Origin of the sequence: Natrialba taiwanensis DSM 12281, from assembly GCF_000337595.1 — an archaeon.
Lineage (GTDB): Archaea > Halobacteriota > Halobacteria > Halobacteriales > Natrialbaceae > Natrialba > Natrialba taiwanensis.
Genome location: NZ_AOIL01000018.1, coordinates 74265 through 90496, shown reverse-complemented (window position 1 = coordinate 90496; position 16232 = coordinate 74265). Strand labels below are relative to the sequence as shown.

Below are 16232 nucleotides of genomic sequence, written 5' to 3'. Positions count from 1 at the left end.
CGACGCTCTTCCGATCTGAGCAATCGTACAGGAACCAACGATGACCTGGGAGACGTCCTGGCCGGCGACTTCGCGGACCGGGACGACCTTGTCCGGCATCGACGGCTGGGAGATCAGCGGCTCGAGGTCCGAGAGGTCGACGACGATCTCGTCGTCGTACTCGGCGTCCTCGTCGGGCTGGATCTCGGTGAACTCGTCGCCGCGACCGACGCGTTCGAGGTAGTCCTCGGTCTGGTGGTCGGTCGGGAAGATCGACGTCGTCGCGCCGAGTTCAGTGCCCATGTTCGTGATCGTCATCCGCTCGGGTGCGGTGAGCGTCTCGACGCCGGGGCCGGTGTACTCGAGAATCTTGCCGACGCCGCCTTTCACGGAGAGGCGACGGAGCATCTCGAGGATGACGTCCTTTGCCGTGGCCCACTCGGGGAGTTCGCCCTCGAGACGGACGTTGACGATCTCGGGCATTTCGATGTAGTAGGGTGCGCCACCCATTGCGACGGTCACGTCGATGCCGCCGGCACCGATGGCGAGTTCACCGAGGCCGCCGGGGGTCGGCGTGTGGCTGTCGGAGCCGAGCAGCGTCTTGCCGGGTGCGGCGAAGTTTTCGCGGTGAACGTTGTGACAGATACCGTTGCCGGGGCGAGAGAAATAAGCGCCATATTTACCGGCTGCAGAACGCAGGAAACGGTGGTCGTCAGTGTTCTTGAAGTCGAACTGGTAGGTCTGGTGGTCGCAGTACTGGGCTGCGATTTCGGTCTGGACCTCGTCCAGTCCCATCGCTTCGAACTGGAGCCAGACCATCGTTCCGGTCGTGTCCTGAGTAAGTACCTGATCGATCTCGATACCGATTTCCTCGCCGGTCTCGAGATCGCCCTCGACGAGATGGTCGTCGAGAATCTTTTCGGTGAGAGTCTGTCCCATAGCATCCGAATCTCGGCCGTCCGTCCTGATAAATCCAGCGTGTTTCCTTGAGGATCGACCGTGTTAGATACGCCCATGCGCGCAGTTTTCGAGCAATTCTTGCGCTATAACTACAGACGTAGACAGTGCTGCGCGGAGGAGGTTAGATCGGGAGTAATTGTTCCACGCGCACAGAACTCGTGCGTGCTCAGTTTCCGTGAGGAACACGGTCTCGAACTGCATCACCGGTACTCTCGAACCGCGTCACCTGTCGGCTGACTCGAAAGGACACGTTTTTCCCGATACCGCTATCTCTCGGCTATACGATCATGTTTCGCTCCGGTACCTTCGTTGCGGATCACGTCTCGCCGACGACCCCCGAACAGGTCCAACCTAACGGCGTCGACCTCACCCTCGACATCGTCTTCGACCAGCTCGAACCCGGCCGGATCGGCCGGGACGGCAAGCAGATCGGCGACCGAGCCGCCCGCCCGCTCGAAGAACTCGAGCAGAAAGCGCCCGACACGTACTATCTACCCGAGGGTGCGTACGTCGCGCGCTACAACGAGCAAATCGCGATTCCGGACGGCCACATCGGATTCGTCTATCCCCGCTCGTCGCTGATGCGAAACTCCTGCATGCTCAATACGGCGGTCTGGGACGCCGGCTACGAGGGTCGCGGCGAGGGGCTCTTGCAGGTCCACCACGACGTCGAGATCGAACGCGACGCGCGGATCGCCCAGCTCGTGTTCGCCGAGGCGAATCACGAGGATACCTACGACGGCAGTTACCAGGGCGAGAACATCGGCGAGAGCAGCTGATGACCGCCGGACGGTCCACTTTTGGTGCCGTCCGTCGAACCACCGGTATGGCCGGTGATCACACCCGATGATGGCGACGACGCACGCGTTCGCCGGTCTCACCGTTGTGTCCCCTCTCGCATACCTCGCGCCCGAGTTCGCTGCGCCGCTCGCACTCGGTGCGTTCGCGGGCGGTCTTGCCCCCGATTTTGATCTGCCGCTCGCTCACCGCCGGACGTTTCACTTCCCGATCGTCGGACTCGTCGGGGTCGTTCTGGCGGTCGCGTTCGCGTTCTACGCGCCGACAGCGGCGACGCTGACCATCGCCGCGTTCGTCGCCGCAGCCTGGCTCCACGCCGCGAGCGACGTTTTCGGCGGCGGACCAGAGATGGATCCCTGGCGAAACCGCACCGAACGCGCCGTCTACGACCACGTTCGCGGTCGATGGCTCCGTCCGAAGCGGTGGATCCGATACGACGGTGCACCGGAGGATGCCGTTCTCGCGTTCGTCCTCGCACTGCCGGCCCTCGTGGTCTTCGACGGCTGGGTCAGGACCGTCGTGCTCGGCGGTCTCGGCGTCTCGGTAGCCTATGCGCTTCTTCGACGGCGATTGATCCGGTGGACCGCTGACTGGGAGTGGCTCGAGTAGCTGGCGCCAGTGGCAAGCAGCCGGCCCGCCGCAAGTCGGAACCCTGATACCTCCAGTCTCCGAGAGAGTACTATGGTCGAGACGTTCGTTACGCAGACCCTCCATCTCGTCTTTGGGGCACTCTGGGCCGGCAGCGTCTTCTACGTCGCGTTCGTCGTGTTGCCGCTCGCTCGCGACGGCGAGTTCAATACGACGAAGCCGCTCGAGGCGATCGCCGGCAAGTTGACGACGATTTCGCGCGTCAGCGCGCTCGTCCTGTTGCTTACGGGCGGCCATCTCGCACAGGCGCGGTACACGTCCGAGAGTCTGTTCGGCTCGACCAGGGGACACCTGGTGCTGCTAATGGTTGCGCTCTGGCTGTTGCTTGCCACCCTCGTCGAAATCGGCTCGAAACGACTCGAGAGCGGCCTCAACGGAAAGAAGCTTCGCGAACCCGCGGCCGATGCATTGGGACTGTATCGGGCGGCTGCGCTCGTCGGAATCGCGTTGCTCGTCGTCGGCGGGGCGATCACGACGAACTTGGCGGCAAGCATCTCTCTGTAGGCGTTTTCGAACTCGTCGGCTCGGGAACCGATCGTGGAACTACCATTCTTGCGAAAGATACTTAGTCGGTTACTGTAAGATACTCCCATGCTCAGGGGGACTGGGAACAGAACTGGAAACGGGGGCGCAAAGGCGAACACAACCGTCGCGAGGAGTGGCACCAAAGGAATCGCACTCTCGCTGCTCGCCGTCGGCACGGCAGCCCTCGCCGGCTACGTGCTCAGTTCGAACCGCTCGAAGAACTCGACGGCTCGCTCGAAGGCCAACCTCGGTGCTCGAATCATCGACCCGGACGAGGTCCCTGCTAATGCCACCATCGTCGACGCCTCTTCGCGTCAACTCGACGAGATCCCCGGTGCACGGCGGGCGATCAACCGTGCGATCCGGCGCTGTGCACGTGAGGAATGGGAACACGTTACGCTGGAACGCGACGGTGCCTGGTCCGTCGTCGATACGATTCGCGGTTCACTGCCATACCACGAGGGAACGGAACACGAATACAACGGCGTCTACGTCCACTACGACGATCGATTCATCGTCTTGGACGCCATTGGCTGGGCGCATCTCAAGGAGCCGCTGCAGTAGCAGTACGGTCTGAGGTGGCACCGATCAGTACGGCCTGAGTGAACCTGACGCAATCGCGGGCGCGTAATTCTCGACACAGTGTGGCCCCCGGTTGTGAGTTAGCTCCCACCATTGGACGCTCACCCACAGCACTCACTACCCTCCGAAGCCACGAAAACCACAACCCCTACCTCACTCCGTCGCGGACGGTCCGCTATGCAACTGGGCGTCATCGGACTCGGACGTATGGGACAGATCGTCGTCGAACGTGCCCTCGCGGCAGGCCACGACATCGTCGCCTTCGACCTCGATCCCGAAGCCGTCGCAACGGCCGCCGACGCCGGGGCCGAACCCGCCAATTCTATCTCGGATCTCACGGACCGCCTCGGCACCGACAAACGCATCTGGCTCATGGTCCCCGCCGGCGAACCGGTCGACGCAACGCTCGACGAACTCGACCCGCACCTCGACGAGACGGACATCGTCGTCGACGGCGGCAACTCCTACTTCGAAGACTCCGTCCGACGAGCCGACGCCTGCCCCGCCGCCTACCTCGACTGTGGCACCTCCGGCGGCCCCGCCGGCGCTGAACTCGGCTTCTCGCTCATGATCGGCGGCCCGGCCTGGGCCTACGACGAACTCGAACCCGTCTTCGACGCCGTCGCAACCGGTCCCGACGGCCACGAGCGTATGGGCCCCGCAGGCTCCGGTCACTACGTCAAGATGATCCACAACGGCGTCGAGTACGCGCTCATGCAAGCCTACGGCGAAGGCTTTGAACTCCTCCACGAGGGCCGATACGACCTCGATCTCGAGTCCGTCGCCTCGGTCTGGAACAACGGCGCGGTGATCCGCTCGTGGCTTCTCGAACTCTGCGAGGAAGCGTTCCGTGAAGAAGGCACTGACCTCGGCACCGTCGCAGACCGCATCGAAGGCGGCTCTACCGGCACTTGGACCGTCCAGGAAGCCCTCGAACAGGAGGTCCCGCTACCGCTCATCTACACCGCACTCTCCGAACGGTTCGGCTCACGCGCGGACGACGGCCGCTTCTCGCGACGACTCGCCAGCCGCCTCCGGTACGGCTTCGGCCGACACGAAGTCCCTCGGCGCGACTGACTCCAGTAGTCGCTGCAAGTCACTGCACACCCGATCGCACGACGACTCTGCGATCGGCGTGTCACTCGTTGCAGTTGGTGCTACAGTCCGCACTGAGTTCAGCCACTGACTGCCGTGCCCCATTACTACTCGCTATTCAGAACCACCGTTCAAAATCACTCCGTAATAGCCGCTTTTCAGCCAATATATGTCTTCTCTCTTATCTGTACAGCATCTGTTCCTTCCATCCGTGTTCGATCATCGGCGGTTTTAGCCGCTTATCTGGCGATATTCGGTCGCGTATTCTGAACAATCGTTCTCTCCTGACTCCGCCGCCTGAAATATTGGGTCACCTTCTTTATCACCGGCACCCACAGCATCAGTTATGAACTCGCAGTGTGCACGTTCGATGGAAGTTACGGTGACGGATCAACGACCAAGTATGGCTATCGTCGACCTTGTCGCCCGCGAATCCGGGACAGATCCGATTGAACTCGAGCCGCTTTATGACGTTATCGACCCGGATATGCTCGATTCGCTCTGTGAGTCGAGTAGCGGATTTACGAGCCTCGAGTTCAACTATCACGGTCGGAACGTCACTGTACGAGCCGATTCTCAGCCCGAAGAGACGGTCGAGATTTCGCTGGCGGAGCCCGGGACGGTCGCCGAGGGGACGAGCGACGTTTTCAATACGGAATCCACGATTTGATTCTGCGGGCAGCGTGTGACTGTCAAACATAGTCAGTGATAGCGATAGAAGAATCGAAAAGGGAATCGTTTTGGCGGCGGTTGTCGTAGGAGAGAGCGGGGGCGCGTAGCTCAGTGGACAGAGTTCTTGGTTCCGGACCAAGATGTCGGGGGTTCAAATCCCTCCGCGCCCGTCGTTTTGCTTCGAAATCTCCTCGTGAGCGGTAGTGATGGCGGTGAGATTTGAACCATGGTCGACTCAGCTTGCAGTCACTACAGCTAATCGGTAGGTGCGGGCGTGTGTCGGTTCGTCATTCGTCATTTGATAGTGCGGGCGAAGAACTGTTCGATCGCTGCCGGGCCAGCCGGCAACGTGGTATCGAGAAGCGGATCCGGCGTTCCACCGTCGTCAACGTGAGTTGCGCTGTACACCGATTGGCTTGGCGTCGGCTCGGTCGTGAGGAGGTCCATCGCTTCCCGTTCGGATTCGATGTCCTCGATGTGTTCTGCCCAGACGTGGTTGCGGTCGTGTAACTCGTAGAAGACGGCGTTTACACCTGCTTCGTCCAACGCATCGAAGAACCGCCGGCTGTGTTCGACGGCCACGACCTCGTCCGCTCGCCCGTGCATCAGGAGCGTCGGTGGACTGTCCGCGGAGACGTGGGTAATGGGACTCGCCTGCTCGAACCGCTTCGGGTGGTCGGACGCGGGGCCGCCCAGTAGCAGCGAGGGAATGCCGGGTGCGTTGTCCGCCGCGAACGTGAAGTCGGTGAGACCGTACCAGCTGACGACCGCCTGTACAGTCCCCGAGGTGTCGGGTGCGACGGATTTCTTCAGTTCACCGTCGAACGCCGCTCCGAGATCCATCACATCCTCGACGACGCCCGCGAGCATGGCCAGATGGCCGCCCGCCGAGGACCCCCACGCCCCAATGCGTTCAGCGTCGTAGCCGTATTCCGCAGCATTGGCTCGAAGCCACCGGATCGCGGCCTTTACGTCGACGAAGTGTGCGGGGAACGTCCCTCGTGGAGTCGGGTTGGCCGGGTCGTACATCTCTTGCATCTCCGGCCCGGCGTCATCCGGAACCTCGGCCAGACGGTAACTCACGCTGGCGATTGCACAGCCCCACTCGGCCGCGTAGCGCTCTGGATCGGGGATGTTATCGCGGGTTTCGGCGATCCAGCCGCCTCCGTGGATGTAGACGACCAGCGGCGGGCGCTCTCCGTCGGGGAGGTACAGGTCGAGTTCTAGCTCGCCGGCCTCGCGGTCGGCGTAGGTGATGCCCTCGTGGACCGAGACGTTCGCGTCGGCCGCTTCGCCCGTCGGTTCGCTCATACGTAACGGACGTGGGGCGCGTGGCATAACGGTACGTCTTCCGGAAACTCGTGTGTCATGGCATCTCGTGTATCGCGGCCAGCCCTCCGACGAGCACCCGTATGAGACGGTTCTGGTGGTAGAACCGAGTAAAGGGAATCCAGAAGCGACGAGTTCACTCCCACTCAGCCGAATCGGCAGCCGTCCGAATAGCCTCGACGCCGAATCGGACGACGTTCGCCGGGAGTTCACTCGCCCGAAGTCTCGGTATCGTATACCAGTGCCACGCATCCGCTCGCATTTCATCGGGTCCGGGAGAAATATCGCGATCTGGAACAGTAGCGTAGTAGACGTGGTCGATATGCTGATGGCCAACGGTCCCATCGTGGACGTTTATATCGTATAGCATCTGGTGGCGGGGATGCGGGAGTACCTGACCACCGGGGGTATCAACTGATCGTGTGTCGTCGAGGAGCGTCGGATCGAGTCCGGTCTCCTCCCGAACTTCTCGAAGGCCGGCTTCATGGGGGAGTTCGTCTCGATCGACGTGGCCCGTCGGCGGGATCGTTTTCCCGACGTGCTCGTGTTCGTGCAGTGCTGTCGCCCCGTCGTTCACCACGTAAACGGTGGCCGTGAAGTGGCGAGTTCGCTCCATGCTCTGAACAAGAAACTATTGTTACATGTATCCGCCGTGTTTCCCACGACAGTCGTAGCCACTACAGCGATACTCGCAGCGAGTGCTCAAACGGGCTCGCGAAGCGCCCAGATATCCGCGGTCGGGTCGAGTCGGTGCGGTTCCGTCCCGTTCGCCGTGAGAATGCCGACGTGGTAGAGCATCGTCTTCAACTGGAACACCGTCGGCGAGTGGTAGATGTCGCCGTCCTCGAGTTCAGCGCGCCGGAGGTCGCCCTCGGCGGTCAGTACTCGACGGCGAACCGCCTCGTCGCCGCGAACGAACAACTCGACGGCGAACGTCGGGTGGAGTTCGTGGAGGTGGATCACGAGGTCGACCAGCGACGGCTCGGGAATCCAGTCGTCGTGCATCGTCTGGAGTTCGTTGACGAACAGTTCCGTTGCGGGGTATTCGAAGAGAACGCGGCGGGCCAACTGTCCCCAGGCCGGCGCGAGGTCGACGAACCGCTTTCGCGAGCGATACCAGTCGGCGAACGTCTCGAGCGCCGCCTCGACGGAGCCACAGCGGGCTTTCCCGAAGCGGATCACCTCCTCGCCGAGGGCGGTCAGCGCGACCCGTTCGCGGTCCTCGATCAGCCCGAGGAACGCGGCCCCGCGCCTGGCGTCTCGGACCGCTCCGACGACGTTGAACTCGGAGAGGAGGGTCGCGGTGTCGCCGTCGGCGTAGTGGGCAAGCGGGTAGCCGAGGTAGTTCTTCGGGTGGTTCAGCCCGAAGGAGTTCTCCGCGACGCCCTGAGCGCTGGCCTGAAATCGCAGCGCCGAGGCCTCGGTCGCAGTCCGATTCCCGACGAGGCGCGGGGATTCGAGTACGTCGACCGCTCCTGTGGTGTCGACGCCGAGGACGCCGACGTTCAACTCCCGCGCGAGCGTTCGATCGGTGTCCGTGATCGCCGCCGCGGGAGCGGCGAGGTACGCTGCGTTGGCCTCGTGGAGTCGGTCGTAGGCCTGGACGATGCCGCGCCGGGTATCGACGCCGCCGCTCGCGTAGCCTTTGGCTTCGATGGCGATCAGCGGTGGCTCGTCACCGAGGCGGTCGACGGCCAGTAGTTCCGGATCGAGTTCGTCGAGTTCGTGGACGCCGACGAGGTCAGGGAAGCCGCCGCCGATCTCGACGTGGTTGAACGGGGCGAGTCGGTCGCGGATGGCGGGATCGATGGGCTGGCCGGGGAGCCACTCTTCGCGCGCGAACTGGGTGTCGGCCACGACGTAGGACCGGTCGCTCGCCGCGGGAAAGAGCCGTTGCTTGGCGTGGGCGAGGACTTGCGGTTCCGAGAGCGAGCGGGCCGCACTGCTCATGGGGCTGCATTGGAGGGAGCCGCAAAGAGTGTTCTGGCGGTCCGAATCGCGGAATCGCGGGTCCCGCCGAGCGCTGTCGACCGCTGTACGGGCGACGTGCTTGCACCGTCCACACGCGCTCGGCGACGGCCGGACTCACGCGAACGGCGAGACGGTGAGTTCGCGCCGGATTCCGGCGAGGATGGCGACGGTGCCGGAGAGCGCGAGCGCCGCGCCGGCGATCCAGGGCAGGGAGCCGACCGCGACGAGTTCGGCGAGCCAGAGGCCGGCGAGGAGACCGATCCCGCCGGCCACGATGAGTGTGACGAACCGTTCCATCGTTCTCTCGGCTCTCTAGTGGAGGGAGAGGGGAATGGGTGTTGGGGTCGATGCCAGGTGAACTCGGCGATCGGCGGGGTGGCGCTGGCGGCTGGAGCGACGACCAACTTCCGACCGACGCCGCAGTAAACGTTAGTGGATACGGGACGTGTGTCCGGGTATGGAGCGACCAACGCTCGTCTATGACGACGACTGCGGGTTTTGTACCTGGTGGGCGGACCACCTTTCGGAACGGTCATCGATCCGGCTCGTCGGATTCAGCGACCTGACGCCGGAACTCCGGACCGAACTGCCCGAGAGTTACGAGGACTGCTCGCACCTGCTTACCGAGGAGGGGGTCTACTCCTGCGGGGCCTCGATCGAGCAAGCCTTCCTGCGTTCTGACATCGACGGCCCGGCGCGCGAGTTCGTCCAGTTCCTCCGACACTTCGAGGAGTACGACCGGCTGCGCGAACACGGCTATCAACTGGTGGCGAACAACCGCGACCTCTTCGGAAAGATCGTCTCGAAGACCCCGCCGGCCAGACGGGAGTCCTGACGCCGGGTGCAGCGACGCGTGATACGGTCTGCTGTAACGATTTACCGGCGCAACCGCGCCCGCCCTGCGATTGCGCCGGAAATGACTTACAGCAGTCCGTATGAGTCCGGTCGGGACGCCGTTAGTCCGCCGACCAGCCGGGCGCTCGCTGTCGCACGTCCGTTAACGAGACGGGACGGACGTAGGAGCCGACGCGCTCGCGGTACCACCACCGACCGGTTTCGGCGCGTTCCTCGGGTGTCGTGTACCGATAGCGATACCGGACTGCACGGACGTGGGCCGGCCCCTCGGAGTCGGCAAACGGGTCTGCGGCGAGCAGCGCTAGCGTTTCCTGGTCACCGGCGAGGAGTTTCCCGAGGAATCGCAGGAACCAGGGATGGCGACGCGGCGTCGGAGCCATCGCGGCGAACCAGAGCTGCCAGTCCAGGCGCAGGTGGTACGGGGCGATCTGGGGCGGGCGGCGCTCGGGATCGGTCGGCTTTCCCTTGAACCGGTACTCACGCCACGTCGTCTCGTCGGTAACCGCCTCGTCGGTCGTCCCCTCGATGACGATCTCGTAGCGCGTTTTCGTGATGGAGCCGAACGCCCCGTAGGTGTTGACCAGGTGCAGCGGATCGAACGCGGTGTTCATCGTCTGACTTTCCGAGAGCATGTTCTCGACGGGACGGATGCTCATCGCGACCACGACGAGCGCGACGACGACGGCGAGCGCCTGGAGGTACAGCGGCGTCGCGGCAGCCGTCGGCGCGGAAAGCGGGAGGACGGCCGTGAGCACGCCGTCGCTGAACGTCGGAATCGCCAGGACGATCGTGATCGCGTTCAGCCAGGCGAAGTTCCCGGTGATCATCAGCCACCCCTGAAAGCCGATCGTGGCGAGCCCGGCCAGTGCCGAAGCGGGCTGCGGTGCGAAGTAGAGAAACGGTACCGCGAGTTCGACGACGTGGTTGCCGAAGGTTTCCACGCGGTGAACTCGTTTCGAGAGGTGGTGGGCGAACCAGCTGACGGGGTTGGGAATCGGCTGGGTCTCGTAGTGGTAGTCCATACAGGAGAGGTCCCGCCAGCAGTCGTCGCCGCGGAGTTTGATCAGCCCCGCACCGAACATGTTTCGGAAGAGCACCCACTGGAGCAACAGGATGATGAGAAACGGCGGCGCGACGGAGCCGGCACCGAGGAAGATCGCGAGAAAGCCGGTTTCGAGCAGCATCGACTCCCAGCCGTAGCCGTAGAACGTCTGTCCGGCGTTGACGAAGGAGAGATACAGCAGCCACAACACCGTCCAGAGGAGCATCGATGCGGGCGTGGCATAACCATCGGGGAGCCAGTAGGGTGCACCGAGCAGCACCAGGCCCGAGACGACGACGCCGCTCCAGGCCGCGAGGCCGATCGCCCGATCGCTCGGGACGAAATAGAAGAGACTCGGCCGTTCGCGGAACGACGCGCCCTCCGCGTACCACTCGATCGGCAGGAGGCCGTCCTCGCCGGCCAGCGGGCGAAACTGGAAGGCGGCCACGAGAAAGGCAAGCAGGTACAACAGCGCGAGTCCCCGCTGGAACAGCAGCCGGGCGAGCCAGAACTCCTCGCCGTGGAACATGTGGGGACCTGAATCCGCCGACGAGCAAAGGTGTGGCGGCGCGCCCTTACGGGACCCGACGAAAATCGGGGTCAGGTTCGACGCCGACACAACCCGCGAGGATCGTCCCCGAGTTCATGGCGAGCGCTCGTGAATAGCCCGGTATGGAGCACGTCTCGATCGACGATATCGATCCGCGCTCGACCGACTATCACTCGGATCGACGCGAACTCGCGGCCCCGCTCGGGACCGAGCACCTCGCGATCACGCGTTACGTTCTCGACCCCGGCGAACGATTCAGCGGGTCGGTACACGCGCACACGGATCAGGAGGAGGTCTTCGTCGTGCTCGCCGGCGAAGCGACGTTCGAGATCGAACTCGGTCATGCCGCCGGCGTAGAATCCGAGAACGTGACCAGCGACGAACGCGAACTCGTCGTCGGCGAGTTCGAGGCCGTCCGGTTCGCCCCCGGCGAGTTCCAGTCCGGCCGGAACGACTCGGACGACCGCGTCGTCGCGATCGCGCTCGGCGCGCCCCGGGACAGCGAGGACGTGCGTGTTACGCGCATTCCCGTACTCGAGGATCGGAACGTCACCTGTCCCGACTGCGACCACGACCACCTGCGAATCGGCGACGATGACGAGGCTGAACTCGTCTGTCCTGCCTGTGGTGCGCCAGTTGAACTCGAGTGATGGGTCAGGTCCCGGGTCCCGGTTCTGCAGCCCATTCGTCCATCTCTCGTGCTCGTGCTCGTGCTCGGGTCCACCGGATCCGACAGACTTCTACGCCGGAAGCAGCGACCGCGACGAGTTCAGGACGATCAGGCCGGCGGAAACCCCGACGGCGACGGCGGTAAACAGCGGGTTCAGGAGGCCGGCCAGGGCGAGCGGGACGACGATGGCGTTGTAGCTGAGTGCGAGCGCCAGGTTCTGGACGACGCGGCGGCGGGCGGCCCGCGCGAGTGCGAACGCTCGCTCGACGCCGGTGAGGTCGTCGTCGACGATGGCGAGGTCGGCCGCGTCGGAGGCCAGCGCCGTGCCGCCGCCGAGCGAGAGCCCCAGATCCGCCGCGGCGAGCGCCGGGGCGTCGTTCGTTCCGTCGCCGACCATCGCGACGCGGTCGTCGGTCCGGAGCCGGCGAATGGCTTCGGTTTTGCCGTCCGGCGGAACGCCGGTGAAGACGTGGTCGACGCCCGGATGGCGGGCGAACGCGTCAATGGAGCGGCCCTCGTCGCCGGTGAGCACGACGACTGAGACGTCGCTCTCGGAGAGGGCCGTGACAGTCTCCTCCCAATCGCCCCGCGGTTCGTCACCCACGACGATGAGGCCCTCGGCGCGGCCGTTCCGGCCGATCACGACCGGGAGATTCCCCGCCTCGCGTGCGTCGCTCGCGTGCCCCTCGAGTTCAGGATCGAGGTCCCAGTCGCGGTCATCGAACAGGTCGGGGTGGCCGACGAGGAGTCGGTCGCCGTCGACGACGCCCGAGACGCCGTTGCCGTGGTCCGTGAACTCGCGGACGAACTCGTTGGTGTCCGAGTCGGTAGAGTCGGTGGAGTCCGTTTCGTCTCGTGACCCCTTCGAATCGTCGACTGTACCGCCGTCGGGTGCCGGATCGTCGACCTCATCAGGTGTCCCCGAGGTATCTGGCCCGCCAGTCGACGCAAACGCCGCCGTAATCGCCGCTGCGGCCGGGTGGGATGCATGTCGTTCGAGTCGGCCGGCCGCTCGAAGCAGAGCCGGCGAGCCATCGGCCTCGAGTACCGTCATCTCGCCCGTCGTCAGTGTCCCGGTCTTGTCGAAGACGACGGTATCGATCTCTCGCAACCGCTCGAAGACGGTCTCGTCGAAGACGACGATGCCGTGATCCATGGCCTCGCGGATACTCGACGCGATCGAGTACGGCGTTGCGAGGCCGAGCGCCCACGGACTCGCCACCATGACCGTCAGGAGCACGGCCAGTACCGTCGTCGTCGACCCGAGTCCGTTCCCCTGAAAGACGTTCCAGGCGCCAACGAGTGCCCCAGCGCCGAGCACGATCGGGAGGAAGATCGCCGCGAGTTCGTCGGCGCGCCGCTGGATGCCGTGGGCTGCGCTCTGGAGGTTCCAGACGGTTCGAGTGAGCCTGTCGATGCTGCTGTCGGTTCGGTCGCCGACGGCGACGATCGCGGCGTCGCCGGTGACAACGGAGCCGCCGACGACCGCGTCGCCGGGGGTTTTCGAGATCGGGAGCGACTCGCCGGTGACGACCGCCTCGTCGACCGTACATGAACTCGCGACGAGTTCGCCGTCGACGGGGATGCGTTCGCCGGCTCGGACGAGGAGTCGGTCGCCGGCGGAAAGGTCGGTGACGGGGACGGTCCGGGTGTGCTGCGTCGATGTATCGGGGTCGGCGGCCGTCGTCGCAGCGGCGTCGGTGGGGTCGGCGGGGTCGGAGCCGGTCTCCGAACCGGCGCTGTCGAACACGCGGGCCGTGTCGACCTGCGAAATTGTGAGTTCGGTGAGACGGTCCATGGCCTGGCGCTTGACCATCGCTTCGTAGAAGAGCGCGGCCATGACGATGGCGGCGACGATGATCGTCAGATCGTAGTAGAGGTCGTTGCGACCGGAGACGAAGGCGATGGTGCCGTAGCAGAAGGCGCTCACGACGGTGAGCGACGCGAGCAGTTGGGTGCTCGGCTGGCGGTGTTTGAGGCTGACGTAGGCACCCCGTAAGAGCGGCATGCCGGTGAGATAGAGGACGGCACCGGTGACGGTGAAAAACAGCGGCAAAAAGAGCAGGCCGCCGAACCCGGTAAACGCCTCGTCATAGAGGGAGAGGAATCGCCAGTCGAAGACCGAGGCGAGATACGTCGGATACAGGAGCGCGGCGTAGGGGACGAGCAGGAACGATCCGAAGACGATGCCGATGACGTACCGAACTTCGAGCATATCGTCCGTCCGTCGCTTTCGCAGCCCGGACATCTCGCGCGAGCGTCGCGTGCCGCCGGTCTCGTCGTCGCTCGAGGCCTCTTCGCGGCGGTAGGCTGTGTAGCCGGTCGTCGTCAGTGCCGCCTCGAGTTCAGCGGCGGAGCTGCGGGCGGGGTCGTGATCGATGCGGATGGTCTCGGTGACGTAGCTCGCGGCGGCGTCGGTGACGCCGTCCTGGGATTTCGCGACCGATTCGAGGTAGCGTTCGCACGTGGCGGCGTACATGCCGTCGACGCGGAGGAAAGTTCGGTCGGGTGTTGCGGCGTCGGCGGACGTGGCCGTGGACTCGTCTGCGGTCTCGACGCTGGGAGTCGAGCCGGCGGTGGGCTGACCGGCTTCGTCGTCCGGGGTTGGCTCGTCGAGCGTCTCGTCGATCTGCCGACAGCCGGTCGAACAGAAGGCGGTCGTGGCTGTGGCGTCACTCCGGCCCGTGGCCGATCGTTCGTCAGTGTCGCTTCGAGCCGGTTGCTCGTCACTGTCGCTCTCGGCGGGCGTCAGTGCCGTCCCGCAGAGTCGACAGCGGCTCGGTCCGGGGGTAGGGTTGGCCGTCGACCGTTCGGCATCGTCGTCCACAACGGATCTCGCGGGGCGAGCCAAATAACGGTGTCTCTCCGCTCTCGATCGGCGACCGTTCTCGGCGTCTGACCGACCCGGAACCGGCCGCGCGATCGCTACCGCGGATCGAACTCGGCGGCCGCGTTCGCGAGATCTCGAACGAACGGCCGCGGGTCGTCACGACTGAGATAGTCACACCGTCGCTCGGTTACCATCGATCGACAGATATCCCAGAGTGCGGTCCGAAACGGCGGCTTCTCGACTAGTGGGACGTCGTCCGTCAGGATCGAGTAGAGATGTAACCCCTCGCCGCGGACGAGATGGCCGCCGATCCCGACGTCATAATCGTGGTCGATCCGCTCGCGCTCGTCACCCGCGAGCAGCCAGTAGTAGTACGGGAAGTCAGCACCCGTTTGGACCGAAAACGGCAACGACGACCAGAACCGCGGGTTCACCTCCATTAGCTTGAACTCGCCCGTCTCCTCGTCGCGAAGGAACTCGACCATCGCGAGCCCGTGCCACTCGAGGTGATCGAGCAGGGCACGTCCCGCGCGTTCGAGTTCGGGAATCCAGACCGATTCGCGGTAGGAACTCGGACCGCCGGCGTAGCTGTAGCCCCGGCGTTGCCGGTGCTGGAACGTGGCGACCGGCTCGCCGTGGTCGTAGAGGGCGAAGAAGCCGTACTCGTCCGTCGTCGGGACGTATTCCTGGCGAATCGGCGTGTGTCCCATCTCGGTTCGGAGCGTTTCGAGGGAGGGTGTGTCGGCGGTCCCGCTGTTCGCGTTCGCGTTTGTATTCGTATTCGTACTCGTCCCGGCGTTCGTGTTGGTATTGGCGCTCGCGCTTGTCTCGGTCGTACTGGTACTAGAACTAGAACTGGAACTGGAACTGGTAGTGCTCTCGGTAGCCGTGGACGACGCCGTAACGGTACTGCTCGTCGTCGAAACGCGCTCGTCGGTCGATTCGACGGCCACATCGACGTTCGATCCACCGTCCTCGACGCTCTCGTTCACGTCGATAGCCGTCCGGGTCGTCCCGGTCGTACTCGTCGTCGCCGTCGCGCCGGCAGTCGCAGCCGCCACCGTACCGGGTGCTGTCCCGTCACCCTCCGTTTCCAGATACCGCGTCGACGGCGGCGCGATACACGTCTCCGGGCCGTATCGGTCGAGATACTCGTCGCCCAGCACCGAGTACCGCGGCTTGACGATCCACTCGCCCGACTCCGGAAGCTCCGTACACAACACCGTCTCCGGCGCGCCGACGCCCGCGTTCGCCGCCGCCTCGAAGAGTTCAACCCGGTCCTGCGCCCTGGCGAGCGTGTCCATCTCGGGCCAGGGCGTCCCGATATGCTCGCTGAACTCGTCGCGGTACTTCGAGAGGACGTACACGTCGGGCTCTCTGACCGGAATTATCGTCCGCACGTCCGGCCGCATCGCAAGCGCCTGCAGCGCGTCCCGATAGGCGAGCAGATCCTCGTAGGGAGACGGCACGACGACCGCCTCGTCGCAGTACCGCGATTTCGCGGCCGGCGTCCGCTCGTCGCTCGAGACGACGATCGTCCGAATACCGCGCCGAGCGAGCGATCGAACACACGCAACTGAACTCGGCGCGGTAATCCCGGGTACGACGACCGACTGGCACTCACTCGGGGCGTTCGATCTCATAGTGGGCCGTCGACCTCGGGTGGAAATGTTATGTCGTCGCTACTTCACTCGCAGGGAATCGCCGCTCCCGTACGGAAACACGA

The 16232-nt window shown here is 64.4% G+C and carries 16 protein-coding genes and 1 tRNA gene; 9 read left to right on the top strand and 8 right to left on the bottom strand.

What is annotated here, in order from left to right:
• The coding region (locus C484_RS06715) for an aconitase family protein (RefSeq protein WP_006825188.1) at positions 1 to 918 on the bottom strand (918 nt) is incomplete at its 3' end.
• A 308-nt stretch (positions 919 to 1226) separates the two neighbouring features.
• Here C484_RS06715 and C484_RS06710 point away from each other — a divergent pair.
• The 7 genes from C484_RS06710 (at position 1227) to C484_RS06680 (ending at position 5429) form a co-directional block, all read left to right on the top strand.
• The gene (locus C484_RS06710) at positions 1227 to 1718 is read left to right on the top strand and encodes a deoxyuridine 5'-triphosphate nucleotidohydrolase (RefSeq protein WP_006825187.1); all 492 of its coding nucleotides are present in this window, start codon (positions 1227 to 1229) and stop codon (positions 1716 to 1718) included.
• 70 nt (positions 1719 to 1788) lie between these two features.
• Positions 1789 to 2346 (top strand): hypothetical protein, encoded by a 558-nt coding sequence (locus C484_RS06705; RefSeq protein ID WP_006825186.1) that lies wholly within the window; start codon positions 1789 to 1791, stop codon positions 2344 to 2346.
• 72 nt (positions 2347 to 2418) lie between these two features.
• Positions 2419 to 2889 carry a hypothetical protein gene (locus C484_RS06700; protein WP_006825185.1) on the top strand — a complete coding sequence of 157 codons (471 nt, stop codon included), beginning with the start codon at positions 2419 to 2421 and terminating at the stop codon, positions 2887 to 2889.
• An 87-nt stretch (positions 2890 to 2976) separates the two neighbouring features.
• Positions 2977 to 3474 (top strand): hypothetical protein, encoded by a 498-nt coding sequence (locus C484_RS06695; RefSeq protein WP_006825184.1) that lies wholly within the window; start codon positions 2977 to 2979, stop codon positions 3472 to 3474.
• A 195-nt stretch (positions 3475 to 3669) separates the two neighbouring features.
• Positions 3670 to 4569 (top strand): phosphogluconate dehydrogenase (NAD(+)-dependent, decarboxylating), encoded by a 900-nt coding sequence (gene gnd, locus C484_RS06690; RefSeq protein WP_006825183.1) that lies wholly within the window; start codon positions 3670 to 3672, stop codon positions 4567 to 4569.
• Between the two features lie 364 nt (positions 4570 to 4933).
• Positions 4934 to 5257 (top strand): HalOD1 output domain-containing protein, encoded by a 324-nt coding sequence (locus C484_RS06685; protein ID WP_275040113.1) that lies wholly within the window; start codon positions 4934 to 4936, stop codon positions 5255 to 5257.
• Between the two features lie 99 nt (positions 5258 to 5356).
• A tRNA-Arg gene (locus C484_RS06680) sits at positions 5357 to 5429 on the top strand.
• Positions 5430 to 5553: 124 nt separating this feature from the next.
• Here the strand turns inward: C484_RS06680 and C484_RS06675 are convergent.
• The 4 genes from C484_RS06675 to C484_RS06660 all read right to left on the bottom strand — a co-directional run bounded on the left by C484_RS06675 (position 5554) and on the right by C484_RS06660 (position 8856).
• Positions 5554 to 6570 (bottom strand): alpha/beta hydrolase, encoded by a 1017-nt coding sequence (locus C484_RS06675; protein WP_006825181.1) that lies wholly within the window; start codon positions 6568 to 6570, stop codon positions 5554 to 5556.
• Between the two features lie 154 nt (positions 6571 to 6724).
• Entirely contained in the window at positions 6725 to 7204 is a 480-nt protein-coding gene (locus tag C484_RS06670) for an NUDIX hydrolase (RefSeq protein ID WP_006825180.1), read from the bottom strand.
• 86 nt (positions 7205 to 7290) lie between these two features.
• Entirely contained in the window at positions 7291 to 8538 is a 1248-nt protein-coding gene (locus C484_RS06665) for a hypothetical protein (RefSeq protein ID WP_006825179.1), read from the bottom strand.
• 135 nt (positions 8539 to 8673) lie between these two features.
• Complete coding sequence (locus tag C484_RS06660; RefSeq protein ID WP_006825178.1) at positions 8674 to 8856, bottom strand: hypothetical protein; 183 nt, start codon at positions 8854 to 8856, stop codon at positions 8674 to 8676.
• Between the two features lie 160 nt (positions 8857 to 9016).
• On the opposite strand from C484_RS06660, the gene C484_RS06655 reads away from it, so the two are divergent.
• Positions 9017 to 9394: a DCC1-like thiol-disulfide oxidoreductase family protein gene (locus tag C484_RS06655; RefSeq protein ID WP_006825177.1), complete on the top strand. Its 378-nt coding sequence runs from the start codon at positions 9017 to 9019 to the stop codon at positions 9392 to 9394.
• 121 nt (positions 9395 to 9515) lie between these two features.
• Here the strand turns inward: C484_RS06655 and C484_RS06650 are convergent, their stop codons facing one another.
• Positions 9516 to 10985 (bottom strand): lipase maturation factor family protein, encoded by a 1470-nt coding sequence (locus tag C484_RS06650; RefSeq protein ID WP_006825176.1) that lies wholly within the window; start codon positions 10983 to 10985, stop codon positions 9516 to 9518.
• Between the two features lie 143 nt (positions 10986 to 11128).
• Here C484_RS06650 and C484_RS06645 point away from each other — a divergent pair, with 143 nt between their 5' ends.
• Entirely contained in the window at positions 11129 to 11656 is a 528-nt protein-coding gene (locus C484_RS06645; protein WP_006825175.1) for a hypothetical protein, read from the top strand.
• Positions 11657 to 11746: 90 nt separating this feature from the next.
• Here C484_RS06645 and C484_RS06640 read toward each other — a convergent pair whose 3' ends face one another.
• The gene (locus C484_RS06640; RefSeq protein WP_006825174.1) at positions 11747 to 14503 is read right to left on the bottom strand and encodes a heavy metal translocating P-type ATPase; all 2757 of its coding nucleotides are present in this window, start codon (positions 14501 to 14503) and stop codon (positions 11747 to 11749) included.
• Positions 14504 to 14601: 98 nt separating this feature from the next.
• Entirely contained in the window at positions 14602 to 16149 is a 1548-nt protein-coding gene (locus tag C484_RS06635; RefSeq protein WP_006825173.1) for a carboxylate--amine ligase, read from the bottom strand.
• Positions 16150 to 16232: the final 83 nt, after the last annotated feature.